The sequence below is a fragment of the Stenotrophomonas sp. YJH_SMC_106-19 genome, assembly GCF_059368375.1.
Map to the genome: position 1 here is coordinate 86070 of NZ_JCAFRQ010000001.1, position 23981 is coordinate 110050.

Genomic DNA, 23981 nt, shown 5'->3' on the forward strand with positions numbered 1-23981 from the left:
CCACCATGCACGATGAGCTGCCCGGCTATGCCGAACTGCACTGCCTGTCGGCCTTCAGCTTCCAGCGCGGTGCCTCCACCGCCGAGGAACTGTTCGCACGTGCCCGCGGCCAGGGCTACCGCGCGCTGGCGATCACTGACGAGTGTTCGCTGGCTGGCATCGTGCGCGCCTGGCAGGCAGCGAAGACACAGGGCGTGGCGCTCATCGTCGGTGCCGAGTTCCAGGTCGAAGAGGGCCCGAAGCTGGCGCTGCTGTGCACCGACCAGGCTGCCTACGCCGGGTTGTGCCAGTTGATCACCACCTGCCGGCGGCGGGCCGGCAAGGGCGAGTACCGCTGCCTGCGCGATGACCTGTCCGGCCTGCCCGACGGCCTGTTGTGCCTGTGGCTGGACCGGCAGCCCGCCGCCACCGATCTGCCACTGCTGCGCGCAGCCTTCAAGGACCGCCTGTGGCTGGCGGTGGAACTGCATCATGAGCACGACGACGCGCGCCGCCTGCAGCAGCTGCACGCGTTCGGCGAACGCCACGGCCTGCCGCTGGTCGCCAGCGGCGATGTGCACATGCATGTGCGCCGCCGCCGCGCGCTGCAGGACACGCTGACCGCGATCCGTCACCGCTGCAGCGTGGCCGAAGCCGGCTGGCGCCTGTTCCCCAATGGCGAACGCCATCTGCGCCCGCGCACCGCGCTGGCCCGGTTGTACCCCCCTGCACTGCTGGCCGAGACCGTGCGCATCGCCGAGCGCTGCCACTTCACCCTGGACCAGTTGAAGTACACCTACCCGCGTGAACTGGTGCCGGAAGGTCATGACCCGGACAGCTGGTTGCGCGAGCTGGTGGAAGAAAAGATTCCCTGGCGCTGGCCGGAGGGCATCCAGGAACCACAGCGCAGGCAGATCGAGCACGAGCTGGCATTGATCAAGAAGAAGAACTATGCCTCCTACTTCCTCACCGTGCACGACATCGTGCGCTTCGCCCGCAGCCAGGACATCCTCTGCCAGGGCCGCGGCTCGGCTGCCAATTCAACGGTGTGCTTCGTACTGGGCGTGACCGAGATCGACCCCGCGCGCAGCAACCTGCTGTTCGAGCGCTTCATCTCCGCCGAGCGGAATGAACCACCGGATATCGATATCGATTTCGAGCATGAGCGGCGCGAGGAAGTCCTGCAGTACGTGTTCAAGCGCTATGGCCGCGAACGCGCCGCGTTGACGGCGGTGGCGATCAGCTATCGCGGCCGCAGTGCGATCCGTGATGTCGCCCGCGCGCTGGGACTGCCGATGGACCAGGTCAATGAACTGGGCGCGGCGATGGACCATTGGGGTGGCAACATTCCGCTACCGGAAACCCTGCGCGAGCGCGGCTTCGACCCGGAGACGCCGCTGATGCGGCGACTGCTGTCATTGACCGCCGAGCTGATCGACTTTCCGCGCCACCTGTCGCAGCATCCGGGCGGTTTCGTGATTTCCGAACACCCGCTGTCGACGCTGGTGCCGGTGGAGAACGCAGCGATGGCCGACCGCACCGTCATCCAGTGGGACAAGGACGATCTGGATGCCACAGGCCTGATGAAGGTCGACTGCCTGGCGCTGGGCATGCTCACCGCCATCCGCAAATGCCTGGCAATGCTGAAGCAGCATGGCCTGCACGAAGGACGCATGGATGCGATCCCGCCCAAGGATGCTAAGACCTTCGACATGATCTGCGCCGCCGACACCATCGGCGTGTTCCAGATCGAATCGCGCGCGCAGATGGCGATGCTGCCGCGCATGCAGCCGCGCACGTTCTATGACCTGGTGATCGAAGTCGCGATCGTGCGGCCCGGTCCGATCCAGGGCGACATGGTGCATCCCTATCTGGAGCGGCGGCGGATCCTGCGCGAACACGGCCCTGATGCACTGAACGATCCACACAATCCGCTCTACCCACTGCGGCTGGAACGCGTGTTCGCACGTACGCTGGGCGTGCCATTGTTCCAGGAACAGGTGATGCAGCTGGCGGTGGATGCGGCCGGTTATACCCCGGGCGAGGCCGATGCCCTGCGCCGTTCGATGGCGGCCTGGAAGCGCCGCGGCGGGCTGGAGCCGCATCGCGAGAAGCTGTTGGCCGGCATGCTGGAGAACGGCTTCAGTCGCGAATACGGCGAGCACCTGTTCGAGCAGATCAAGGGCTTCGGCGATTACGGCTTCCCGGAAAGCCACGCCGCCAGCTTCGCCCTGCTGACCTATAACAGCTGCTGGCTGAAGTGCCATCATCCGGCCGCGTTCACCGCCAGCCTGATCAACAGCCAGCCACTGGGGTTCTACAGCCCCGACCAGCTGCTGCAGGATGCGCGCCGGCACGGCATCATCGTGCTGCCGGTGGACGTGCGCCACAGCGACTGGGACTGCACGCTGGATTTCAGCAGGGGTCCCGCGGCGATCCGGCTGGGCCTGCGCCTGGTCGATGGCTGCAACGAACAGGTGGCACAGGCCATCATGCGCGAACGCGCGCGACGGCCATTCGACGATGTCGGCGATCTGTGCCAGCGCACCGTCCTGGACCGGCGCCATCAGGGCCTGCTGGCCGATGCCGGCGCGCTGCGCGGCCTCAGCGGGCATCGTCATCGTGCGCGCTGGGATGTCTCCGGCGTGGAAAACCGCCTGCCGCTGTTCGATCAGGCCCGCACCACCGCTGAAGCACGCGTGCCATTGCCGTTGCCCAGTGCGTGGGAAGACATGCAGGCCGACTACCGCAGCATCGGCACTACCCTGGGTCGCCATCCCATGTCATTCCTGCGCACGCAGCTGCGCAGCCGCGGCTGCCTCGACGCCGCACAACTGGCCGGCCACGGCCATGGCCGCCGCGTACGCATCGCCGGGCTGGTACGCATGCGCCAGCGTCCCCAGACCGCCAGCGGCGTCACCTTCCTTACCCTGGAAGATGAAACCGGCATGGTCAATGCCGTGGTCTGGCGGCACCTGGCCGACCGGCAGCACCGTGTACTGGTCGATACCCAGCTGATGCAGATCGACGGCCGACTGGAGCGTGTCGATGGCGTGCAGCATGTGATCGTGCAACGCATGCACTGCCTGGATGAGCTGCTGCAGGGCCTGCGCAGCCGAAGCCGCGACTTCCACTGAGGACACACCGCGTCACACAGCGAACTGGTCATGAGCGGCCCGCTTCCGTTATCGTCGGCACATCCAAGGAAGGACGATCCGATGCCCCGTGCACTCACGCTGACCACGCTGCTGGTCTCCACCCTCGCCCTGCTCGTTTCCGGCTGGACTGCCTGGAGCCTGCATCGCAGCCAATCGCCGCAGCGGGTGATCGAAGCCCGGGGCCTGGTCATCCACGATGGCGCCGGTCAGGCGCGGGTGATCCTGGGCGCCCCGGTGCCCGACCCGCGCAGTCGCGGCCAGGTGCAGGGAACACGTGCCAGCGCCCTGTCCGGCCTGGTTCTGCTGGGTCCGGACGGCTCCGAACGCGGCGGCTACGGCACGACCGACCACGGTGGTGAAGCCCTGCTGACGCTTGACGATGCAGCCGGCACCACCGAAGTGTTCAAGGTGGTCGCCAACCCCGACCGCGGCGCCAGCCTGATGGTCAAACACCAGAACAACACCGGCGCGATGCTCACCTCCTGGCAGGGCAAGCCGGAGTTGATGTTCGTGGATGACAGCGGGCAGTCCTACTACGTGCGCCCCGGCGTCAGTGCCGCGCCCTGAAGGACGCGGGTTCATCATCCCAGCACGGCCGCCAGGTCATCGGCCAGCTGTCGCTGCTGCGGTGTTCCCAGCGCCGCACAGGTGATGCGCAGGCCATGGCCGGGGGCGGAAACCGCGAACACTTCGCCGGCACGCACATGCCAGCCGCGGGCGGCCAGCGCCAGTACCTGCGGGCGGCTGTCATCCGGCAGCGGCAACCACAGGTTCAACCCCTCCATCGGCACGGCCTGCTGCACGCCCCGCGCCTGCAGCAGCATCTGCAGCGACTGCAACCGCTGCTGGTAACGCACGCCGGCCGATGCGATCTTCGCCCGCTGCGGGGCTGATTCCAGCACCGAGACCGCCGCGTCCTGCAGCAGGTGGCTGACCCAGCCGGTTCCCGCTGCCAGCCGCAGGCGCAGCCGTACTGCGGTTTCCTCATCGCAGGCCAGCCACGCCAGGCGCAGATCCGGGCCCAACGGCTTGGACAGCGAGCGCAGCAGTGCCCAGCGCCGGCCATCGACGGGCAGCACCGAGTGGTAGGCCTGCTGCGAGAGCAACGCGTAATGATCGTCGATCAGCACCGCCACCTGCGGGTAGCCGGCCAGCAGCTGGCGCAGTGCCCGCGCCCGCTTCGCATCCAGGCTGGCGCCGGTAGGATTGTGTGCGCGCGGCGTCAGCAGTACCGCGCGTGCGCCAGCCTCCAGCGCCCGCCGCAGCGACGCCACCTGCATCCCATGCGTGTCCACCGCCACGGGCAGCGGCGTGTGGCCAGCGGCATTGAGCACGTTGAGGCTGCCAAGGAAGCAGGGATCCTCTACAGCGATGCGGTCGCCGGGCAGCAGCCAGGCAGCCAGCAGGCGTTCGATGCCATCGACGGCACCGTGGCTCAGCTCCAAGGCATAGCCCTGCGGACAATCGGCATCCAGCGACGCACGTGCCAACCGCTGCATGCGCGGGTCGACCGTACCCACGCCATACAGCCGAGGTGGCGCCGGTGCCAGGCGCAGGCTCGGCAACAGCCGTGGGTCCGGATTGCCACCTGCCAGATCGTGCAGCGCCAGCCCCGGCGGACTGCCTTCGCGCGCGACGGGGGCCGGCACGCCACGCACCGTGGTACCGCGCCGCCCCCCCGTACTGGCCAGGCCCGCCGCGTCCAGCCGCTTGTACGCGGCCGCCACCGTGTTGCGGTTGACGCCCAGCCGCTCGGCCAGTTCGCGTACCGGCGGCAGCACGCTGCCCGCGGTCAGCCGCCCGTCGCCGATGCCCTCGCGGATGCTGTCGAAGATCGATTCGGCACTGTGCCCGGTGATTTTCATTTTGTCCTATGCCAAAATAAATCTTGTCCTGTGCCAGTGTATCTCACCCTGGCCACCCTGCATTGGAGGTGCACGCATGCCCCTTGCCGCCGCCGACTGGCCTGTCGCCCGGTCCGTCGAACAGATCGCCCGCAACCTGCTCACGGTGCGCCAGCGCATCGCGCGGGCCTGTGCCCGCGCGGGCCGCGACCCGCAGAGCGTGCGCCTGCTGCCGGTCAGCAAGACCGTGGATGAGGCGCGCATCCGCATGGCCGTGGCTGCCGGCTGCCATGAGCTGGGTGAGAACAAGGTGCAGGAGGCACAGCGCAAGGCCGAGTCGATGGCCGACCTTGGCGTGCACTGGTCGGTGATCGGCCACCTGCAGACCAACAAGGCCCGCCATGTGGCGCGCTTCGCCAGTGAATTCCAGGCGCTGGACAGCCTGCGCGTGGCCGAAGCGCTGCAGCAGCGCCTGCTGCTGGAGGACCGCACTCTGGACGTGTTCGTGCAGGTCAACACCTCCGCCGAACCCAGCAAGTACGGCCTGGAGCCCGGCGCCGTCGACGCTTTCGTGCAGCAGCTGCCCATGTTCGACCGCCTGCGCGTACGCGGATTGATGACCCTGGCCATCTTCACTCCGGAGGTGGAACGCGTACGCGCCTGCTTCGTCCGCCTGCGCACGCTGCGCGACCAGCTGCAGCGCAGCGCGCCGACCGGCATCGACCTGTCGCAGCTGTCGATGGGCATGTCCGGCGACTTCGAGGTCGCCATCGAGGAGGGCGCCACCGTGGTCCGCGTCGGCCAGGCCATCTTCGGAGCACGCGCGACACCGGACAGCGCCTACTGGCCCACCCGTGGAGGGGCCGCATGAAGCACGCAGTCGTCCTGCAACACATCGCCTTCGAAGACCTCGGCACGCTGCAGCCGCTGCTGTTGGCCCAGGGCTGGCAGCTGCACGTGCTGCAGGCCGGCATCGATGCGCTTGACGCGGCCGAAGCGGCTGATCTGCTGGTCGTACTGGGAGGCCCGGTCAGCGTCAACGATGGCCTGCTCTACCCCTTCCTGGCTGACAGCATCGCGCTATTGCAACGGCGCCTGCACCTGCAGCGGCCGACCCTCGGCATCTGCCTGGGTGCGCAGCTGATGGCACGTGCGCTGGGGGCGGAGGTGGCGCCCAGCGGAGGCAAGGAAATCGGATTCGCGCCACTGCTGCTGACCGACGAGGGCCAGCGTTCTCCCCTGCTGGCATTGCAGGGCATTCCTGTGCTGCATTGGCATGGCGAAGCCTTCGAACTCCCGGACGGTGCGCACCGTCTTGCCAGCACACCCGCCTGCCGCCACCAGGCCTTTTCCATCGGGAAGCATGCACTGGCCCTGCAGTGCCACCCGGAACTGGACGCGCGGCAGTTCGAACGCTGGCTGATCGGCCACACGCTCGAGCTGGCCCAGGCGGGCATCGACCCGAACGATCTGCGCGCGCAGGCACGCCGCTATGGCGCCCCGCTGGCCGCAGCCGCGACTGCGATGTTCAACCACTGGCTGCAGGAACTACCGGAGAACGCACGATGAACTATCGCCTGCTGGTCCACCGTCACGGCGCCTACTGGGGTCATTTCGACTGCCAAGGGGCAGATGCGCTGCAACGCCTGGAGACCATCGCCGCGCACCTGCCCAACGCAGCGGGATTCCAGCTGCAACGCCAGAAGGGCATTGGCGAGGAACGCATCCTGTCCAGCAATGCCGAAGGCCTGCGTGTGCTCGCTGCACAGATCCAGTACCGCGACCTCTGACGCAGAGCGCGCTGCCGGCCCGCTTGCCTTCGATGCACCGGCGCCATGGATGCAAATGATTCTCTTTTACTGTAAGGTGCAGGCGCTGCCCTTGCCGCCGCGGGCTGTTCCCTTTCCCAGTTGTAGCCCGCCCCGTGTCCACGCCTGTCGAACCGACGGATGTCGCGCATCTGTGCGCCGCCCATTACCGGCCGCTGCACGCCCACGTCCGCCGCAAACTCCCGCAACGCAGCGATGCCGATGACGTCGTCCAGGAGACCTGGCTGCGTGTCGTCAAGGTCGCCGCCAGTGGCCTGCTCAGCAATGGCCGCGCCTACCTGTACCGCGTCGCCCACAACCTGATCGCCGACCATTACCGGCAACGCCAGCGCCGCCGGGAAGACCCGCTGGACGAAGCATCTCTGACCACCCTCGCCGATCCGGCGCCCCTGCCGGAACAACGCCTGCTCGATCTCGAACAACTGCGTCACCTTGACGCGATCATCGCCGCCCTGCCGCCGCGCTCGCGGCAGGTGTTCCTGCTGGCCCGGGTCGAACAGATGGCCTTGGCCGAAATCGGTCGCCAGCTCGGCATCAGCCGGCAGACCGTGCATGGACACCTGCTGCGCGCGCTGGTCGCACTGCAACAGGTGCCCGGCCCATGAGCCAGGACACGATCGCACGCGAAGCCGCACGCTGGTGGCTCGACGGCCATGACGGTACGCGCGACGAGCGCGCGTTCGCCCACTGGTATCAGGCAGACCCGCGCCATGCAGCACAGTACCTGCACCTGCAGCAGCTGTGGCAGGCCGGTGCCGGCCTGCCCAGCCTGCAACGCCAGCAGCAGCGTCACCGCCGGCGCGCCCTGCGCGAGGTGGGCATCGGCGCCCTGCTGCTGTGCGTGCTGGGCCTGTCGCTCCGCCAGGACGCACCGCCGCCAGAACTGGTGCTGCGCACCACCGTCGGCGAGATCCGCGAGACACCCTTGCAGGACGGTTCGCGCGTCGTGCTTTCTCCGGGCAGCGAGGTGCGCGTCCGCATCGACGGGCAGCGCCGGCAGCTGCAGCTCAAGAAGGGACAGGCCTGGTTCCAGGTTGCCGCCGATGCCGACCGGCCGTTCCAGGTGCGCACGCCGCATGGCAGGGTCACCGCGCTGGGCACCGCATTCGATGTCGCCGTGCAGAACGGCAGCAGCGTGGTGACCGTCACCGAACACCAGGTGCGGGTGGACAGCGGCAGCGGCAGCGGAGAGGCAAGCCAGGGCGAACAACTGCGCTTCGATGGCCAGACACCCGGCACCCCGTCGGCCGCACCGGCAGGCGTGCTCGCCTGGCGCGAGCGGCGCCTGCACTGGGTATCGGCACCATTGGAGGATGTCGCCCGGGGCCTGGACCGCTGGGACGGTGGGCACACCTGGATCATGGGCGCGCGCCTGCGCCAGCAGCGGGTCACCGTGCTGGGCAATGCCACCGGCGCCACCGGCACCCGCGACCAGCTCGCCCGGCAATTGCAGGTCCGCGTGCTGCGCATCGGTCCCGGACTGCAGCTGTGGCTGTCATCAACGCACGGCACCGGCCATGCACCCTGACATCGTCCCTGCCCGTGCGTCTTCCCAGGCTGACGACGCTCTGCGTCACTCCCTGGAGACCTCGATGCTGTCCCACCGCCCCCTTGTCCTGGCCTTGTCGCTGGCCTGCGCCAGCCCGGTTCCATTCCTGTCCGGCCATGCCCAGGCACAGACCGCAACCCGCCACTACGACCTGCCTGCACAGCCGCTGGCCGGCGCACTGGATGCCTACAGCCGGCTCACCGGCATCGATCTGGTGATCGGTGGCGCGCTGCCCCAGCGCCAGATGGCGCCCGCGCTGCGCGGCAACTTCGACGACAGGCAGGCGCTGTCACAATTGTTGGCCGGCACCGGCCTGCGGCCCCGCTTCATCGATGCAAGGCGTGCCACCCTCGAGCCGGCGCCTGCCGAGTCCAGCGATGGCAGCCGCCGCACCGGTCCGTTGCGCGTGCAGGGCACTCCTGCGCAGGGCCATGCGCCCGGCACCGGCGCCAGCCAGTACGTCCCCGCCACCCGCGATGGCTTCGCGCCAGCCGTTGGCAGCGAACGCGTGGCGATGGCCGAACGCCAGGAGGGCAACAGCCTGCTGCGCTCGATGCCCGGCACGCACAGCTTCCACTCGCGCAGCCAGCCCGGCCTCCAGGTCAACATCCGTGGCATGACCGGCGCCGGCCGCGTCAACACGATGATCGACGGTGTCACCCAGACCTTCCGCAACAACGCCGGGCACGGCTCCGGGGGCCCGTTCGCCTATGTCGATCCATTCCTGCTGGCCGGGGTGGATGTGCAGCGCGGTGCCGTCGCTGGCGGCGATGGCGCTGGCACCCTGGCCGGTACCGCCAACTTCCGCACGCTGGATATCGATGACCTGCTGGGTGAGAGCCGCGACTGGGGCCTGCGCGCCGGCTACCGGCACGGCGACAACGGCTATGGCACTGGCCGCACCTTCGCCGGCGCCTGGCGCCACAGCGAGGAAGGCGGTGACCGCCAGTTCGGCCTGCTTGCGGCGGCCAGCAGCAGCCGCAGCAGCGAGTACGCGACCGCCAACGGGCAGAAGAACAGCGCCGACCCGGGCAGCCAGCACCCCAGAAGCTGGCTGCTCAAGGCCCGCCTGCAACCCAGTGAGCTGCACCGGCTGGACCTGAGCCACATGCGCTACGAGAACGACTTCTATCACAACTACCCGTGGCAGATTTCGGCACGCAACCAGCGCGCCAGCTATCACTACACGCCCTACACGCCCTGGATCGATCTGCGCGCCAGCTTCGCCGCCAACAAGACGCGGCTGTTCTATCCGCCGGTGGAAGTGTCCAGCTACATCGGCCGGCGTACCCACAGCAGCCTGAGCAGCTGGAACATCGACAACACCAGCCGCTTCGAGATCGGCTCGTTGCAGGCACGCTGGAACACAGGCCTCAAGCACCAGTCGGACATTTTCGTTGCTGATACGCCCACCCTGCGCGGCGCCAACCCGCAGGGGCGCAGCCAGCTGGACAGCGTGTTCAGTACGCTCGAACTGCAGTACGGCATCTACGCACTGACCACCGGGCTGCGCCAGGATCGCTACGGCATCCGCGGGCACATCCCGGCCTGTTCGGATGTGCCGGGCCAGTGCACCCGGATCAACGGCGGGGGCATCGACATCCGCCGCCGCCAACATGCACTCAGTCCCAGCCTCTCGGTTTCGTTGCAGGCAACCGACTGGCTGCAGCTGTACGCCGAGGCCTCGCGAACATCGCGGCCGCCACGCGTGCAGGAGATGTTCTTCGAGAAGATTCCGCTGGAAGGCATGAGCGATGCCGATGGCGTAGGCGCCAATCCATTCCTGCGCCGCGAACGCTCGCGCAACCTGCAGTTCGGCGCCAATCTCAGCACCGACTCGCTGCTGCGCGACGGCGACCTGGCCCAGTTGCGGGTAACCCGCTTCGACAACCGCATTCGCGACTACATCAAGCCGCAGTACCTGCTGATCGTGCATCCACCGGAAATCGAGCCCGTCGTGGTACCGATCGACAGCGACCCGCAGCTTTCGGCCTGGACCGATGCGCTGGATGTGGACGACTTCAGCGTCACCACCCGCTGGATGAACGACCCGGGCGTGGTGCGCATGCGTGGCATCGAGCTGGAGGCCCACTACGCCAGCGAGCACTATCACGCGACGCTGAGCTGGACACGATCACACACCAGCGCGCCCACCATCGAGTTCGTCAACCTGGAAGACATCACCACGCTTCCCGACCGCTACTGGACGCTGGACGTCGGCGGTCGCTGGTGGCAGCAGCGCGTGCAGGCCGGCGTGCGCGCCGAATACTCCGGCCCCACTGAGGAAGGCTACGACTCCTTCCAGACCCGCAAGACCCGCGGCACGGGTGTGCTGCTGGACTTCTACGCCAGCTTCAAGCCACAGGCCAGCACCACCGTATGGCTGAACATCGAAAACCTGCAAAACAAAGCCTATGACAACAATGCCTCGATCGACAGCATCTTCAGCCCGATCCTGGACCGCGGCAACGGCCGCGGCCGCACCGTCTCGATGGGCGTCAACGTGGCGTTCTAGCCGACGCTGGTTGCCGCTGTGCCTGCTTGCCGTGCTGGCGACCGGGCAGGCCCAGTCGATGCCCGGCACGGTGATCGACCTGGCCAGCGGCCGGCCGTTGCAGGAAGCGGCGTTTGTGCAGCGCGTCGCCGCCGCCCGGCACCTGTTGCTGGGGGAACGCCATGACGTCGCCACCGACCATGCCGCCGAACGCTGGCTGTTGCAGGCCCTGCACCAGCAGCGACCACAGGGTGCGCTGGTCCTGGAGATGATCGGCAGTGAACGCCAGCCCCGCCTGCAGCGCGTGCAGCGCTGGCTGGACAAGGGCAACCGTGCCGACGGGCAACACCTGCAGGAACTGCTGGGCTGGGACCCCCGTTGGCCGTGGTCGGCCTATGGCGGACTGGTGCAGGATGCCGCCGCTGCAGGCATCGCCCTGCACGGTGGCAACCTCTCGCGTGCGGAGGTCGACGCGCTGCTCGCTTCGTCGGCACCGGCGCGCTTCCCCGTGCCTGGCGCACGCCACCGCCTGTCGAACGTAGTGCTGGCCCAGCACGCCGACGCCGCACCGCTGCTGGAAGGCATGCTGGCCGTTCAGCAGGCCCGCGATTCGCGTATGGCGCAGGTACTGGCGGCCGCACAGACACCCGCGCTGCTGGTTGCCGGCCGCTGGCATGTGCTGCGCGGCACCGGCGTACCGGGCTATCTGCCCGCATCCACGCCTGCGCTGGTGGTCGCTCTGGCATCGGCGGAAGAAGCCATCGACGCCAGCGACGCCGACCTGCTGTGGGTGATCGCAGATGAGTGAACGCAGGCAACACTGGCAGGCAATGGCGATCACCGTCGGTATCCACCTGCTGCCGCTGCTGCTGCTCGTGCACTGGGTGGCAGCCCCGCCTACGCTGCCGCCGCCAGAGCAGGATGTGCGCATCAGCCTGCGCCTGCTTGCGCCGGCTGCACCGCCACAGCCTGTGGAGGAACGCCAGGCCGAACAGCCCAGCCAGGCGCAACAGGCGCGCGCCGCGCAGCCACGGAAATCGCCGCCGCCACCCGCGCCGACCCACGCGCGTGAAGGCGAACTGGCCGCCAGCGAGATCGCCGGCGCCGGCCGGCAACCCACGCGGGTCGCCCCACCTGCGCCCACGGCCGATGCCCGTCCTGCACCGGCATCGATCTCGGCCGCGCCGCCTGCTCCAGACGCTCCACCCGCGGACGTCCAGGCCGGCGCTGCCAGCGACCAGTGGGAAGCGCGGCTGATGGCACGACTGGAGCGATACCGCTACTACCCCTCCAGCGCTAGATCGCGGCGCCAGCAGGGCACCAGCTGGGTCCGCGCCAGCATCGACCGCGACGGACGCCTTCTGGCGCTGCGCCTGGAGCAGTCCAGCGGCCAGTCCCTGCTCGATAACGCGGCGCTGCAGACCTTCCGCCGCGCACAGCCGCTGCCACGCATTCCCGACGAAATGAAGGCACCGCAGGAACTGGTGGTGCCCGTGGAGTACTACCTGCGCTAGGCGCTGTACGCTTACGCTTCGATCTCCAACAGCATGACGCAGCAGCGGAATCGGCGTGCCCGTGCACCGGGTTCGCCGCCCGGCAGTCCTCCGCACCGCGACGCGTGCGGAGGACCACGGAGTAGCTCAGGCCTTCAGCACTTCCACCTTGTACGAAACGGTCTCGCCGTCGTGCTCGATGATCAGTCCGTGCACGTCCGACTCGAAGCCCGGGAAGCGCGCATTCTGCTCGCGTGCGATGCGCAGCGACTCGATGATGGGCTCATCGCTGGCACCGAAGCGCTCGCCCGGCATGATGGTGGGAATGCCGGGCGGGTACGGCACCAGCATGGTCGCCGCGATGCGGCCACTGAGCTGTTCGATGTCCACCCGTTCGATTTCCCCCTTCACCAGATGGTTGTAGGCATCGGCCGGGGTCATCACCGGCGTCGGCAGGTCCACGTACATCTCGCGCATCACCCGGGCCACTGCGAACTCCTGGTTGAAGGCGTGCAGCGCATCGCAGAGGTCGCGCAGTCCCCAGCCGGCGTAGGCAACGGGATAGTCCGCCGCCAGCGTCGGCAGCGCCTGGCTCAGGGGGGCGTTGCGGTCATACAGCTCCTTGAACGCCATCAGCTCGGTGACCAGCGTGCTCCACTTGCCCTTGGTGATCCCCATCGAGAACAGGAACAGCACCGAGTAGAGGTTGGTCTTCTCCACAGTGATGCCACGACCCCACAGGAACTTGCTCAGCACCGCCGCTGGAATGCCCAGCCGGCCCATTCCGCCATCCATCGACAGGCCGGGGGTCAGCAGGGTCACCTTGATGGGATCGATCAGTACATAGTCGTCCACCAGATTCTCGAAACCATGCCAGTGCCCATCCGGCTGCAGGTACCACTCCTCCCGCTTGGCCACCATCGGCGCCGGCGTGTCGCCCTTGTCAAGGCTGCGCTCGACCTTGGTCGGCTGCCACACGCTGAACCACCAATCATCACGGCCGAGATCGTCGCGCACATGCAGCATGGCGCGCCGGAATGCGATCGCCTCGTCGTGCATCTCCTGCACCAGCGAGCGACCGGCCTCGCCTTCCATCATCTTCGACGCGACATCACAGGCAGCGATCACGCCGTAGTGCGGGCTGGTGGAGGTGTGCATCATGAACGATTCGTTGAAACGCTCGGCATCCAGATTGCGCTGTGCCGAGTTGCGCACATGGATCATCGAGGCCTGCGAGAACGCGGCAAGCAGCTTATGGGTGGAGTGCGTGGTGAAGATGATCGCATCCTGCTCGCGCGGCTTGCCCTTGGCCATGCCGTAGTGGTTCTCGTAGAAAGGATGGAATGCGGCGTAGGCATACCAGGCTTCATCGAAGTGCAGAAAGTCCACCGCACTGCCGATCTCGTCGGCGATCTTCTCGGCGTTGTAGCACAGGCCATCGTAGGTGGAGTTGGTGACCACTGCGATACGCGGCTTGGAGCCCGCCGTGTATGCCTTGCTCGCCAGCGGGTTCGCGGCGATGCGCTGCTGCAGCGATTCCGGAGTGAACTGGTCCAGGCTGATCGGGCCGATGATGCCGTGCGCGTTGCGGCTGGGCGTGAAGTACACGGGTACCGCGCCCGTCATGATCAGCGCATGCAGGAGCGACTTGTGGCAGTTGCGGTCGACGAACACCACATCGCCCCGCGCCACCGTGCCGTGCCATACGATCTTGTTGGCCGTGGAGGTGCCATTGGTCACGAAGAACGTATGGTCGGCGCCGAAGTTGCGGGCCGCTTCGTTCTCGGCGTCCTTGATCGGCCCGGTGTGGTCCAGCAGCGATCCCAGCTCCGGCACCGAGATCGACAGATCGCTGCGCAGCGTGTTCTCGCCATAGAACTGGTGGAATGCTCGGCCAACCGGCGATTTGGTGAAGGCCACGCCACCGGCGTGGCCGGGCGTATGCCAGGAGTAGTTCGACTCGGCGGCATGATGGATCAGTGCCTTGAAGAACGGCGGCAGCAGGTGCTGCATGTAGTCTTCAGCGGCCCGCATCACCTGCCGGGAGATGAAGTTCTTGGTGTCCTCGAACAGGAAGATGAAGCCGTGGATGTACTTGAGCAGCTTGCTCGGTACCTTCTCGATGGTACGGCGCTCGCCATACAGGAAGACCGGCAGGTTCGCGCGGCGCGCGCTCTGCTCGCGCAGGAACGCGGTCAGGCGCTGGAACTCGCCATCGACTTCCTCGCTTCCATCGATCGATATCAGCACGGCTGACGCCGCAACATAGGTGCGTGCTCCTGCACGGGCATCATCCAGGTTCAACCCGCACAGCACGCGCTGGTCGTTGCTGCGCAGCTCTTCCACCAGAGCGCGGATCAGGATGCCGCCGATGCGTGGTGAGTCGTAATCACCGTCGATGACTATGACCGGATAGTCCAATGACTTGAAATACACGTTGTTTCTCCTTGTCCGAATCAGGAATGCTGCGCGCCGGCAGAAATCGCCGCCGCCTCGCGGGCACGCTGCCGCTGCTGGCGGCGCTCCTCGCTGAAGAAGGGATAGAACACGGTGATGAACAGGACGAACAGGAAGGCGTACTGCACGATCGTTCCCGACGAGCCATAGATCGCCCACAGGCAGTACACGACGGTGAGGCTGGTCAAGGTCCAGAACGCGCCGGTATGCACCAGGGTGTGCGAGCGTTCGACCACGAAGTAGCAGGCCACGCAGGAATAGATGTAGGGCAGCAGGGTCAGCACCACCGCGGCCGAGGTGATCACATCGAACTGCGCGGATGCCGTTTCCGAGGTGGAAGTGACCAGCACGGCCAGCGTCATCAGCACCGCTACGATCAGCACGCCCTTGACCGGCACGTCATCCTTGTTGGTTTTGCTGAAGATGCTCGGGAACAGGCCATCATCCGATGCGGCCTTCGCGCTCTGTGCGGTCAGCAGGATCCAGCCACCGAGCGAGCCGGCCGCACCGATGAACGCGCACAGGCTGACCAGCGCACCGCCCCACCCCCCCACGGCCTTGGCCGCCGCCAAGGCGAACGGCGCGTCCGAAGTCTGCAGTTCACCGTTGGGGACCATGCCCATGATCACCGACGAACTGGCGATGTAGGCGATGGCCGCAAGGAACACGCCGGCCAGCGTGGCGCGCGCGACATTCTTCTCAGGGTTCTCGACCACGCCGGCGGTCACCGACGCCGACTCCACGCCGATGAACGCCCACAGCGTCAGTGCGGCTGCACTGGAGATCGCACCGAAGTTGGATTCACCGGAGACGTTGTAGGCCCCTTTGAAGATGTCGGCATCGAAGAAGAACCAGCCGAAGATGGCGATGCCCAGGATCGGCACCAGCGCGAAGCTGGTGGTGACGGTCTGCACGCGGCTGACGAAGGCCGGACCGATCACGTTGGCGAAACTCAGCGCCCACACCAGCACCAGGACCGCGATGCAGCGCACCAGCGGCTCGGACAGGATCGGGAAGAAGTAGCTGAAGTAACCCACCGCCGCGATCGGGATGGCGACATTGCCGATCCAGTTGGCGAACCAGTAAATGGTATTGGTCTGGAAGCCCATGTAGGGGCCGAACCAGTCGCGCGCATAGGCATAGGGGCCGCCGGCCTTCGGGGCCAGCTTGCCCAGTTTGGCGAACACGAACGCCAACAGCAGCGCACCCGCCGTGGTGATCAGCCAGCCCCAGATCGAGGCAGTACCGATCTTGGCCAGGCTGGAGGGCAAGAGGAATACGCCTGAGCCCATCATGTTGCCTGCGACGAGGAAGGTGGCTCCCACCACACCGATCTTCTTTGCTTCTGCCATGACAATCTCCTGTACCGGCATCAGCCCGGTTGCGCCGGGCATGGGGGTTGGCTGCGCTGGCGTGCTGCCGCTGGGGCCTATTTGATGAAGTTGTACTGCAGGCTGCCCTGCACTCTTACTGTGTCGCCGCGTGCACCGTCCTGCTGCTGCAGGCGGCCGTAAAGCAGCTCCATGCCCATCGTCCACGAGGGCGCCGGGCTCCAGATCAGGTTGAAGACGCCGTAACGGCTTTGCCGGAACGCGTCACTGGCAAGAGCGGCGTTCCGCTCCAGCGTGAGCTGTCCGAAAATCAGATTCGAGCGCCACAGATCGGACCAGTAATGGGTATAACCGACGAAGCCGCCGTGCAGATCCAGTGCCTCCAGGCGACCGTCCGCATCCACCACGGCATCCAGGCCGGAGCCGGTCAGATCAGCGGTGTAGCGGCTCAGGCCGCGGCCGCCCAGCACGCCGAACAGCAGCAGGTCGCGCGCGCCCACGGAAGCAGAACCGCTGAGCTGCAGGCCGCCGGCGATGCGCCGGTCGCGCTGGTCCTGGCCGTCATAGGCCAGACTGCGGGCCACCGCACCCATCTGCAGGTGGCCCCAATCGCGCTCCATGCGCGCGGTTACCGTGACATCCGGCAGCCGGTTCACCGCCGCCAGCGTCTCGCTGGCCCCGGCCAGTTCCGTCTCCGGGTCTTCGGCGGCGATCGTCAGCGTGCTTCCCTTGCCCAGCGCGAAACTGTGGTGGATGCCGGCCACCAGCAGGTAGCCAGCGCCTCCCGGGCCTGCGAAATCCAGCGTATCGGGCAGGCTGTCGGCATCCATGAAGCTGGAGTAGCCATAACCGGCATAGGTATTGCCAAGCTGCCCATAGGCGTGGCGCAGGCGGAACTGGTATCCATCGCTGCTGCCGAAGAAATCATTCTCCAGATAGAAGCGCAGGTTGCCATGCGTGGTCGGCCGGCGCGCCTCGAAGCTGAACCGCGTCTGCTTGGCGTGGATGTTGAAGTTGGAAACATCGCGATGGCTGTCCCCTACCGGCATCGATGAAGGGATGAACTGGTCCTCGTCCCCCGCCCGGCGCGAGTCGGCGATGGCATCGAGCTTGGCATAGCCGCCGATGCGGATGACCGTGTCGGTTCCGGGGATGGCGAAGAAGCCTTTCAGATCCGCGTCGGTGGGGCTGGCAGCATTGTCTGGACGCGAGGCGGCCGTCGACGGGTCCGCCACTGATTCGCGCGCCGGCAGCACCGGTTGCGCCACGCCGGGCACGCGGGTGGGCTGCAATGTGGCGGCCGTCGTCGCCGGAGCTGGGGACACGGGCGTAGCCGTAGCAGGCACGACGCCCGCATCATGCCGCTCGAGCTGGTCCAGGCGTTGCTGCATGCCTTCCAGGGCCTGTCGCATCGCCGCAATCTCACGGCGCAGCGCCTGCGCGTCGTCGTCGGCAACCGCCTGCGCCTGCAGCGGCGCAGCGGCCAGCGCGGCCAGGCAGGCAAGACTCAGTACTGCCATGCGCATTGCATCCCCCGTGCACGAACACTCGCCACGCGATGCCGGACCGCACGCGTGCGCCGTCCTGGCTTCGCTCCGCCGTTGCTGGAAATACGGATACTGCGATTAAGACAGACGGTCGCCGGCAGGTTCGCACCGCCGATGAGGCAGCGACCGGAGCAGTCTGGGTAGCAAGCGCAGAGTGAGAGTGTCGTGAATTGCGATGCAGGCATGCTCTGGGTAGAGCCCTGCGTGTGCAGCAGTGCAGAAGCGATATCGCTGTATTTCATGCGTCACAGGCTAGTGCGCACGTCGTTTTTGGCCTTGATTGGAATCAAGGCACGATGCTTGATCTCAGTCACGATTCAGACGTGACGGCGAACAAGCACTGCGCAGCCGTTCACGTCGTCGTGGCCATGCAAACGCAGCAGGCCCGCACGTTTCCGTACGGGCCTGTCGATGACACCCTGCATGCAGGATCGCTTTTCAGCGTGGACCCAGCACCGTCTGCAGATCGGCACCCTGTGGAAGACCGGAGCGACGCTGCACCTGGCCCTGCGCATCCTGGAACAGGATGCCCGGCGTACCCTGGAAGCCCATCTCGATCATCAGGACCTGGTTGGCATCCAGCTTCCCCGCGATCTCGCGGCTGATGTTCGGCAGCGGCTTGATGCCACCGCGGTCGAACTGGCGCTCGTTCTCCAGCAGCGCCGCGCTGGGGTCGCGTGCGGCCAGAATCGCGGCCGCCTTGGCCGGGCTGTCCTCGCGGATCACACCGACCATCACATGACGCAGCTGCACCTTGCCGGCATCCACCCATGGGCGTGCCGCCTCCCAGAACTTGTGGCAGTACGGGCAGTTGGCATCACTGAATGTGTAGACCACGCGCGGTGCGTCGGCCTTGCCATCCCGCACCCATGCACTGGCGTCCAGCTTGCTCCACATCTTGGCCGACATCGGCGCGGCCACCAGCTTTTCCACTGCATCAGCGGCGATATCGTTACCCTCGGCATCGAACAGACTGCCTACCACCACGTGCTTGCCGTCCGCGGTCACGTAAGCGGCGGCAGGCTGCTGGCCACCGACCACGCCGGCAAAGCCGCGCAGCCCACCCGGTGCGTCGAACTCGGCGACGACCTCGAAACCATGCTTCTCGATGCCTTTCAGGACCGCCGGGCGATCCCCCTTGGCAGCGGAGGCCGGCGCACCGGCTGCCGGCGCAGCTCCTGCCTTGCCCGGTGGCGTCTGCGCCTGGCTGCAGGCGGCCAAGGCCAGCAGGGCCGGCAGCAACAGCACCGCAGGAACGGTGCGCAGGGAAATCAACGACATGGGAACTCCATAGTGGGATGCCAGCGCAGGCTACCGCAGCCGGCGCAGTTTGTGTTCAAGCCCTGCCATGGTCAGTTCACCCAGATGCAGCTCCTGCAGGCGTCCTTCAGCATCGAAGAACAGGGTGGAAGGATACGCCTGCACCCCGAGCGCCGCAGATGCGGCAGCGTCGTCATCCAGCAGCACGTTGCGCAGCTGCAGGCGTTCGCCGGCAATGAAACCCTGGACCTCGTCCAGACTTTCTCCCTGATTGAGGAACACGAACCGCACATCGTCATGTGCGTCCTGCGCGGCTGCCAGCACGGGCATTTCACGTCGGCACGGACCACACCACGTTGCCCATAGATTCACGACCACGGGTTTCCCGCGGAACTGCTGCAGATCGATGACACGGCCCTGCAGGTCCATCACCTCCAGCCTGGGCAGCGGCATATGCCGCGCCTGCCACCCGGACACGCCGTGAGTGGCTGCGCCCCACAGCAGCGTACCTGCCAGCGCTGCTGCCAGTACCGGCCGGCGCAGCGCGGGATGTCCACGCAGCCGCCACAATCCCCACGCCAACGCAGCCATCAGCACGACGACCAGGTGGTATCCGCCATCGGTGATCTGCAGAACGCTCCATGGCGAGTCGCGATACAGCGCCGCATTGACGGCGACGAAGCTGATGCGGCCACACAGCAGCCCCACCAGCAGCATATCCAGCACCATGCCGGCCGCCGAAGGCTGCGGTCCCTGCGCACGGCGACCGGGCCAGAGCCGGGCGATCGTCATCGCAATCAGTACACAGATCAGAATCAGAACGACCGGCATCGGCACCGGCCCAACGCTGGACATCATTCCACCCACTCAACGATCGACTGACCGCATGGTCGAAGCGTCGCGCCTGCGATGCAAGCGCGACGACCGACCGTCAATCGTCAAGCCGCGCTGCGCCCCATCTGAATGCCCGGCGTCGGCGCCGGCGCCAATCCGCGCAGGCTCCCTGCCACGGAGGGCAGCAGCGGGCGTTCGCGGCGCTTGTTGCTGACGTGACGTCGATAGTTCGCGGGCGTCATGCCGACGATGCGCAGGAACAGACGCCGGAACGCACTCTGATCGGCATAGCCGACCCCCCAGGCCACCTCATCGATACCCGCCCCCTGCTGCAGCAATGTCTGCGCCTTGGCCACCCGCAGTCGCTGGCAGTATTCGATCGGACGCAGCCCGGTCGCTCTGAGGAAGCGGCGCTGCAGAGTGCGCGGCTCCAGCCCGGCCACTTCGCAGATCGAAGCAAGCGTGGCGCCGCGCGCCGCCGTGGTGTGCAGCCAGCGCTGGGCCTTCAGCACGTCGCGGTCCCCATGGGCGAAGTTGGCGCTGAAGCGCTCCAGATCCTGCTGGATCGGTTCCGGAACGGTGATCGCGAGCTGCGTGGCCACCGCGCTGGCCACGCCCTGACCGAACAGCCGGTGCAGCAGTCGCAGGCCAAGAAAGCGCCATGCCTGCACGCCAGCGACGGTCAGCAGATCACCATCGTCCACCAGTGCGCGTTCGCTGGGTACCCAGCTGACAGCCTGCGCCACCAGTCCGGGATGGCGGCTGAGATCCGGACCCGACACGGTCCGGCCCGCCAGCAGGCCGGCCCGGGCCAATACGCTCACCCCATCCGCCGCGGCCGCCAGCAGACTGCCGCCGTCGTAGTGCGCACGGAGCCAGTCGAGCAGGATTTCATCGGTACGAAGAGAGGCCGTCGAACTGACCTGGCCCGGAACCGCGATCACCGCGGGAATGGCCGCGTCCAGCATGTCCGCGCCCGCGATGCGATGTACCCCGCTGCGGCTGGCCGGCACGATCCAGCGGGTCACCAGCACCCGCTTGAACGGGCGCCGCTGCTGCTGCGCCACGCGGTTGGCCACATGTGCCATTTCAGCCAGTACCGATGCTGCCGACGGGTCGCCACCGGGGTACTCGACCACCCCCACTTCAACGAACCCCTCGCTCCTGATTCCCTCCACGGTGCACCTCCTCGGTTCTGGCCAGCGAATGACCGGTTCAGGTGCAGGGTAGAAAGTGCTCCATCGGCGAGGCTATGAAGAAAGTTGCAAAGTGCACTGGATGCGTAACTCACACATCGCATTGACCCTGTACCAGACTCAAGGGTTCAGAATGGCGACCGGAAACCCGAGGAATTCCGCCATGAACATTGGTCAGCTGGCGCGCCGGGCCGGCGTCCCGATCGATACGGTCCGCTACTACGAGCGCCAGCAGCTGTTGCCCACCGCGGCACGTTCGGCCGGTGGCTACCGCATCTTCGGCGAGCAGGACCTGCGTCGCCTGCGTTTCATCCGCCGTGCGAAGGCGCTGGGTTTCAGCCTGGAGGAGATCGCTGAACTGCTCGCACTGAGCGACCAGCACCAGCACGACATGGGCAGCGTGCGTGACACCGCACGGACGCGCCTGCGCGACATCGAGCAGCGCATGAACGAACTGCAGCGCATGCATGCGGCACTGTCGCAACTGGTCGAGGCCTGCCCTGGCCACGGTGCGCTGGTGCACTGCCCGATCCTGGCGGCGCTGACCGAAGACGGCGAGTGACCAGGCACCCGGCGGAACGATGGCGCACCCGGCCGCGGACGTGAAGAAAAGTGCAACAAATGCTTGCCAACCCCAGGGGGCATCGCTATTATTTCGCTCCTCAGCGACGTGGGGCCATAGCTCAGCTGGGAGAGCGCCTGCATGGCATGCAGGAGGTCAGCGGTTCGATCCCGCTTGGCTCCACCAATCTTTCGGCATTAGGCCGTCGAAAGGTCGCTAAAGAACATTGATGAGAATTGCGTCCCCATCGTCTAGAGGCCTAGGACATCACCCTTTCACGGTGGCGACCGGGGTTCGAATCCCCGTGGGGACGCCACTCATCACGAACAACGAGGACCCGGCCGATAACCGGGTCTTTTTTGTTCACCGCCAACCGGCATTCAGGTTGTGGCGTCACGGTGGTCTCCCGGATCGTATGCGGGGCGCCGGAACGAAAAAAGCTCAAAAGGCTTCCACAAACGTGAACACGCAGGTATGATAGGCGGCTCGGTAACACGGGGCCATAGCTCAGCTGGGAGAGCGCCTGCATGGCATGCAGGAGGTCAGCGGTTCGATCCCGCTTGGCTCCACCACTTTCGACATTAGGCCGTCGAAAGTTCTACAACTTGAAGTTTTTCGTGCGTCCCCATCGTCTAGAGGCCTAGGACATCACCCTTTCACGGTGGCGACCGGGGTTCGAATCCCCGTGGGGACGCCAGTTTCAAAAGGACCCTGCTCCCGGCAGGCATCCTGGTTTCATGGGGCCATAGCTCAGCTGGGAGAGCGCCTGCATGGCATGCAGGAGGTCAGCGGTTCGATCCCGCTTGGCTCCACCACTTTCGACATCAGGCCGTCGAAGGTTCTACAACTTGAAGTTTTCGTGCGTCCCCATCGTCTAGAGGCCTAGGACATCACCCTTTCACGGTGGCGACCGGGGTTCGAATCCCCGTGGGGACGCCAATTTCTGAAAACCCTGGCTTCGGCCGGGGTTTTTCTTTTCAGAAGCGTCGATACATTCCGATCGAGGCTGGCGCCGTCGGCGCGAATCCGTACTGCGCATACAACCGATGTGCCTCGCCATCGGCGAGCAGGCTCACATAGGCCGAAGGCGGAAGGTTGGCCTGCATCCATTCGTCCAGACGCCGCATCACCTCCTTGCCCAGTCCCTGCCCCTGCAACGGCGGCAGCACGGCGATATCGCAGACCTGCAGGTGGCAGCCGCCATCGCCGACGATCCGGCCCATCGCCACCAGCTCACTGCCCTGATAGGCGCAGACACCGAACAGGGTATTGGGCAGCGCACGTGCAGCCGCTTCGGCGGTCTTGGCGCTGAGCCCGGCCAGCGCCCGGAGCTGGCAATAGGCCTCGACCGTGGGCACGCCTTCACGGAAATGGCAATGGGCAGGATCGTTCATGCGGAATCTCCCTGAGTGTCAGGCTATCCTGCCGCATCCGCGTCGCAGCCGCCGCGACTCACCCCGACAGATATCGCATGTGCTACTCCGCTTTGATCCGGGCCGACTACGCCAAGCTGGTGCGCGAGTTCGGTGCCGTGCTGTCGCTGGAGGAGTTCGCCGCGCTGTATGCGTACGACCCCGGCAAGAAGCAACCCAGGACGCCCAAGGCCATGGATGACGGCTTCGCTGGCGCGCGCACGGAGCTCGGCCGCGACATCGTGGCCCGGATCCAGCGGTGGCATGCACAGGAGCAGGCCACGCTGGAAGCCGAGCTGGCCCAGCAGCGCGAACGCCGCGACATCGCAATCGCAGCCCTGGCCACCCGTCCCACACTGAAGGCGCGCAACGAGCTGCGCATCGCCGGCAACCGCATCGATCGCGCGCAGACCCGGCTCGACGACCTGCATCGCGTGCAGCTGCTGCCCCGCGACAACCGCATTTTCCCCGGCACCTACGCGCCGGTGATGGTGAGCGAGAACGGGCAACGGGTGATCAAGCCGATGCGCTACCGGTGCCGTCTGCCGGATGCGCCCGCGCGCAACGACGTGCTCTATCCGGGCAGTTACAACGCCCGCCGTGACAGCCTGGAAGGCTACTGGCGCGGCGCTTTCGGGCAGCGTCATGGCGTGGTCGTCATCCAGGCCTTCTACGAGCATGTGTCCCGGCACGCGGTTGGCGGACGCGCACCGGCCCCTGATGGCAGGACGGGAGATGTGGTCCTTGAGTTCCGCCCCGACCCGCCCCGCGACCTGCTGGTAGCCTGCCTCTGGTCCGAGTGGGACGGCCCCGAAGGACGCCTCCTCTCATTTGCGACCATCACCGATACGCCGCCGGCCGATATCTCCGCCGCCGGCCATGATCGCGGCATCGTGCCGATCCGGCCCGAGCACCTCGATGCATGGCTCAATCCGGAACCTGGCGATCTTGCCAGCCAATACCGCATCCTCGACGATCGCGAGGAGATCCGTTACGTCTTCGAGGAGTCCGCCTGAGCACGCACTGCGGCCGGATC

General features: G+C 66.6%; 20 protein-coding genes and 6 tRNA genes. 18 read left to right on the forward strand and 8 right to left on the reverse strand.

Going from position 1 to position 23981, the window contains the following annotated elements:
- Positions 1-5: 5 nt before the first annotated feature.
- Together AC5P5M_RS00315 and AC5P5M_RS00320 are read left to right on the forward strand one after the other, a co-directional pair.
- The gene (locus AC5P5M_RS00315) at positions 6-3116 is read left to right on the forward strand and encodes an error-prone DNA polymerase (RefSeq protein ID WP_495205448.1); all 3111 of its coding nucleotides are present in this window, start codon (positions 6-8) and stop codon (positions 3114-3116) included.
- 81 nt (positions 3117-3197) lie between these two features.
- Positions 3198-3704 (forward strand): hypothetical protein, encoded by a 507-nt coding sequence (locus AC5P5M_RS00320; RefSeq protein ID WP_053517653.1) that lies wholly within the window; start codon positions 3198-3200, stop codon positions 3702-3704.
- A gap of 14 nt (positions 3705-3718) precedes the next feature.
- Here AC5P5M_RS00320 and ptsJ read toward each other — a convergent pair whose 3' ends face one another.
- A complete protein-coding gene (ptsJ, locus tag AC5P5M_RS00325; protein ID WP_346480730.1) occupies positions 3719-5002 on the reverse strand; it encodes a MocR-like B6 salvage transcription factor PtsJ in 1284 nt (427 codons plus the stop codon).
- Between the two features lie 76 nt (positions 5003-5078).
- Here ptsJ and AC5P5M_RS00330 point away from each other — a divergent pair, with 76 nt between their 5' ends.
- From AC5P5M_RS00330 to AC5P5M_RS00365, 8 genes are all read left to right on the forward strand, one after another.
- Positions 5079-5852 (forward strand): YggS family pyridoxal phosphate-dependent enzyme, encoded by a 774-nt coding sequence (locus tag AC5P5M_RS00330; RefSeq protein WP_414487356.1) that lies wholly within the window; start codon positions 5079-5081, stop codon positions 5850-5852.
- Positions 5849-6550, forward strand: coding sequence for a glutamine amidotransferase (locus AC5P5M_RS00335; RefSeq protein WP_065175301.1), 702 nt, complete (start codon positions 5849-5851; stop codon positions 6548-6550). Before AC5P5M_RS00330 ends, AC5P5M_RS00335 begins: the two co-directional genes overlap by 4 nt.
- Positions 6547-6771 carry a hypothetical protein gene (locus tag AC5P5M_RS00340; protein ID WP_053517658.1) on the forward strand — a complete coding sequence of 75 codons (225 nt, stop codon included), beginning with the start codon at positions 6547-6549 and terminating at the stop codon, positions 6769-6771. Before AC5P5M_RS00335 ends, AC5P5M_RS00340 begins: the two co-directional genes overlap by 4 nt.
- A gap of 134 nt (positions 6772-6905) precedes the next feature.
- Positions 6906-7415, forward strand: coding sequence for an RNA polymerase sigma factor (locus AC5P5M_RS00345; RefSeq protein WP_053517659.1), 510 nt, complete (start codon positions 6906-6908; stop codon positions 7413-7415).
- Positions 7412-8338 carry a FecR family protein gene (locus AC5P5M_RS00350; RefSeq protein WP_414487355.1) on the forward strand — a complete coding sequence of 309 codons (927 nt, stop codon included), beginning with the start codon at positions 7412-7414 and terminating at the stop codon, positions 8336-8338. The genes AC5P5M_RS00345 and AC5P5M_RS00350 overlap by 4 nt, the downstream gene beginning before the upstream one ends.
- A 64-nt stretch (positions 8339-8402) precedes the next feature.
- Positions 8403-10874, forward strand: coding sequence for a TonB-dependent receptor (locus AC5P5M_RS00355; RefSeq protein WP_495205449.1), 2472 nt, complete (start codon positions 8403-8405; stop codon positions 10872-10874).
- 10 nt (positions 10875-10884) lie between these two features.
- The gene (locus AC5P5M_RS00360; RefSeq protein ID WP_414487353.1) at positions 10885-11661 is read left to right on the forward strand and encodes a ChaN family lipoprotein; all 777 of its coding nucleotides are present in this window, start codon (positions 10885-10887) and stop codon (positions 11659-11661) included.
- Positions 11654-12367: a TonB family protein gene (locus tag AC5P5M_RS00365; RefSeq protein WP_414487352.1), complete on the forward strand. Its 714-nt coding sequence runs from the start codon at positions 11654-11656 to the stop codon at positions 12365-12367. Before AC5P5M_RS00360 ends, AC5P5M_RS00365 begins: the two co-directional genes overlap by 8 nt.
- A gap of 126 nt (positions 12368-12493) precedes the next feature.
- On the opposite strand, the gene AC5P5M_RS00370 is transcribed toward AC5P5M_RS00365, so the two are convergent.
- From AC5P5M_RS00370 to AC5P5M_RS00395, 6 genes are all read right to left on the reverse strand, one after another.
- The gene (locus tag AC5P5M_RS00370; protein WP_065175308.1) at positions 12494-14782 is read right to left on the reverse strand and encodes an Orn/Lys/Arg family decarboxylase; all 2289 of its coding nucleotides are present in this window, start codon (positions 14780-14782) and stop codon (positions 12494-12496) included.
- A 20-nt stretch (positions 14783-14802) separates the two neighbouring features.
- Positions 14803-16155 carry an arginine/agmatine antiporter gene (adiC, locus tag AC5P5M_RS00375; protein ID WP_053517667.1) on the reverse strand — a complete coding sequence of 451 codons (1353 nt, stop codon included), beginning with the start codon at positions 16153-16155 and terminating at the stop codon, positions 14803-14805.
- Between the two features lie 77 nt (positions 16156-16232).
- Positions 16233-17660 carry a DcaP family trimeric outer membrane transporter gene (locus tag AC5P5M_RS00380; protein ID WP_495205450.1) on the reverse strand — a complete coding sequence of 476 codons (1428 nt, stop codon included), beginning with the start codon at positions 17658-17660 and terminating at the stop codon, positions 16233-16235.
- A 459-nt stretch (positions 17661-18119) separates the two neighbouring features.
- On the reverse strand, positions 18120-18962 hold the full coding sequence (dsbG, locus tag AC5P5M_RS00385; protein WP_180876965.1) for a thiol:disulfide interchange protein DsbG: 843 nt from the start codon (positions 18960-18962) through the stop codon (positions 18120-18122).
- Between the two features lie 30 nt (positions 18963-18992).
- Positions 18993-19796 carry a TlpA disulfide reductase family protein gene (locus AC5P5M_RS00390; protein WP_053517677.1) on the reverse strand — a complete coding sequence of 268 codons (804 nt, stop codon included), beginning with the start codon at positions 19794-19796 and terminating at the stop codon, positions 18993-18995.
- An 83-nt stretch (positions 19797-19879) separates the two neighbouring features.
- The gene (locus tag AC5P5M_RS00395; RefSeq protein ID WP_065182735.1) at positions 19880-20953 is read right to left on the reverse strand and encodes a GlxA family transcriptional regulator; all 1074 of its coding nucleotides are present in this window, start codon (positions 20951-20953) and stop codon (positions 19880-19882) included.
- Between the two features lie 181 nt (positions 20954-21134).
- On the opposite strand from AC5P5M_RS00395, the gene AC5P5M_RS00400 reads away from it, so the two are divergent.
- The 7 genes from AC5P5M_RS00400 to AC5P5M_RS00430 all read left to right on the forward strand — a co-directional run bounded on the left by AC5P5M_RS00400 (position 21135) and on the right by AC5P5M_RS00430 (position 22472).
- Positions 21135-21533, forward strand: a complete 399-nt coding sequence (locus AC5P5M_RS00400) for a heavy metal-responsive transcriptional regulator (protein ID WP_065175310.1) — start codon at positions 21135-21137, stop codon at positions 21531-21533.
- 110 nt (positions 21534-21643) lie between these two features.
- Positions 21644-21719: transfer RNA gene (locus AC5P5M_RS00405), tRNA-Ala, on the forward strand.
- A gap of 54 nt (positions 21720-21773) precedes the next feature.
- Positions 21774-21849 (forward strand) — tRNA-Glu (locus tag AC5P5M_RS00410).
- 180 nt (positions 21850-22029) lie between these two features.
- Positions 22030-22105: transfer RNA gene (locus AC5P5M_RS00415), tRNA-Ala, on the forward strand.
- Positions 22106-22154: 49 nt separating this feature from the next.
- Positions 22155-22230, forward strand: a tRNA-Glu gene (locus tag AC5P5M_RS00420).
- Positions 22231-22272: 42 nt separating this feature from the next.
- Positions 22273-22348: transfer RNA gene (locus AC5P5M_RS00425), tRNA-Ala, on the forward strand.
- 48 nt (positions 22349-22396) lie between these two features.
- Positions 22397-22472, forward strand: a tRNA-Glu gene (locus tag AC5P5M_RS00430).
- Positions 22473-22510: 38 nt separating this feature from the next.
- Here the strand turns inward: AC5P5M_RS00430 and AC5P5M_RS00435 are convergent.
- Positions 22511-22927: a GNAT family N-acetyltransferase gene (locus tag AC5P5M_RS00435; RefSeq protein WP_065182734.1), complete on the reverse strand. Its 417-nt coding sequence runs from the start codon at positions 22925-22927 to the stop codon at positions 22511-22513.
- A 77-nt stretch (positions 22928-23004) separates the two neighbouring features.
- Here AC5P5M_RS00435 and AC5P5M_RS00440 point away from each other — a divergent pair, with 77 nt between their 5' ends.
- Positions 23005-23961 (forward strand): SOS response-associated peptidase family protein, encoded by a 957-nt coding sequence (locus AC5P5M_RS00440; protein ID WP_283219422.1) that lies wholly within the window; start codon positions 23005-23007, stop codon positions 23959-23961.
- Positions 23962-23981 lie beyond the last annotated feature (20 nt).

Excerpts from the sequence above, each read along its gene's own strand:
- AC5P5M_RS00355 (WP_495205449.1), top strand. The coding sequence starts at position 8,403 with ATGCTGTCCCACCGCCCCCTTGTCCTGGCCTTGTCGCTGGCCTGCGCC.
- AC5P5M_RS00315 (WP_495205448.1), top strand. The coding sequence starts at position 6 with ATGCACGATGAGCTGCCCGGCTATGCCGAACTGCACTGCCTGTCGGCC.
- dsbG (WP_180876965.1), bottom strand. The coding sequence starts at position 18,962 with ATGTCGTTGATTTCCCTGCGCACCGTTCCTGCGGTGCTGTTGCTGCCG.
- AC5P5M_RS00390 (WP_053517677.1), bottom strand. The coding sequence starts at position 19,796 with ATGTCCAGCGTTGGGCCGGTGCCGATGCCGGTCGTTCTGATTCTGATC.
- adiC (WP_053517667.1), bottom strand. The coding sequence starts at position 16,155 with ATGGCAGAAGCAAAGAAGATCGGTGTGGTGGGAGCCACCTTCCTCGTC.
- AC5P5M_RS00400 (WP_065175310.1), top strand. The coding sequence starts at position 21,135 with ATGAACATTGGTCAGCTGGCGCGCCGGGCCGGCGTCCCGATCGATACG.
- AC5P5M_RS00350 (WP_414487355.1), top strand. The coding sequence starts at position 7,412 with ATGAGCCAGGACACGATCGCACGCGAAGCCGCACGCTGGTGGCTCGAC.
- AC5P5M_RS00440 (WP_283219422.1), top strand. The coding sequence starts at position 23,005 with ATGTGCTACTCCGCTTTGATCCGGGCCGACTACGCCAAGCTGGTGCGC.
- AC5P5M_RS00435 (WP_065182734.1), bottom strand. The coding sequence starts at position 22,927 with ATGAACGATCCTGCCCATTGCCATTTCCGTGAAGGCGTGCCCACGGTC.
- AC5P5M_RS00365 (WP_414487352.1), top strand. The coding sequence starts at position 11,654 with ATGAGTGAACGCAGGCAACACTGGCAGGCAATGGCGATCACCGTCGGT.
- ptsJ (WP_346480730.1), bottom strand. The coding sequence starts at position 5,002 with ATGAAAATCACCGGGCACAGTGCCGAATCGATCTTCGACAGCATCCGC.
- AC5P5M_RS00380 (WP_495205450.1), bottom strand. The coding sequence starts at position 17,660 with ATGCGCATGGCAGTACTGAGTCTTGCCTGCCTGGCCGCGCTGGCCGCT.
- AC5P5M_RS00335 (WP_065175301.1), top strand. The coding sequence starts at position 5,849 with ATGAAGCACGCAGTCGTCCTGCAACACATCGCCTTCGAAGACCTCGGC.
- AC5P5M_RS00340 (WP_053517658.1), top strand. The coding sequence starts at position 6,547 with ATGAACTATCGCCTGCTGGTCCACCGTCACGGCGCCTACTGGGGTCAT.
- AC5P5M_RS00330 (WP_414487356.1), top strand. The coding sequence starts at position 5,079 with ATGCCCCTTGCCGCCGCCGACTGGCCTGTCGCCCGGTCCGTCGAACAG.
- AC5P5M_RS00320 (WP_053517653.1), top strand. The coding sequence starts at position 3,198 with ATGCCCCGTGCACTCACGCTGACCACGCTGCTGGTCTCCACCCTCGCC.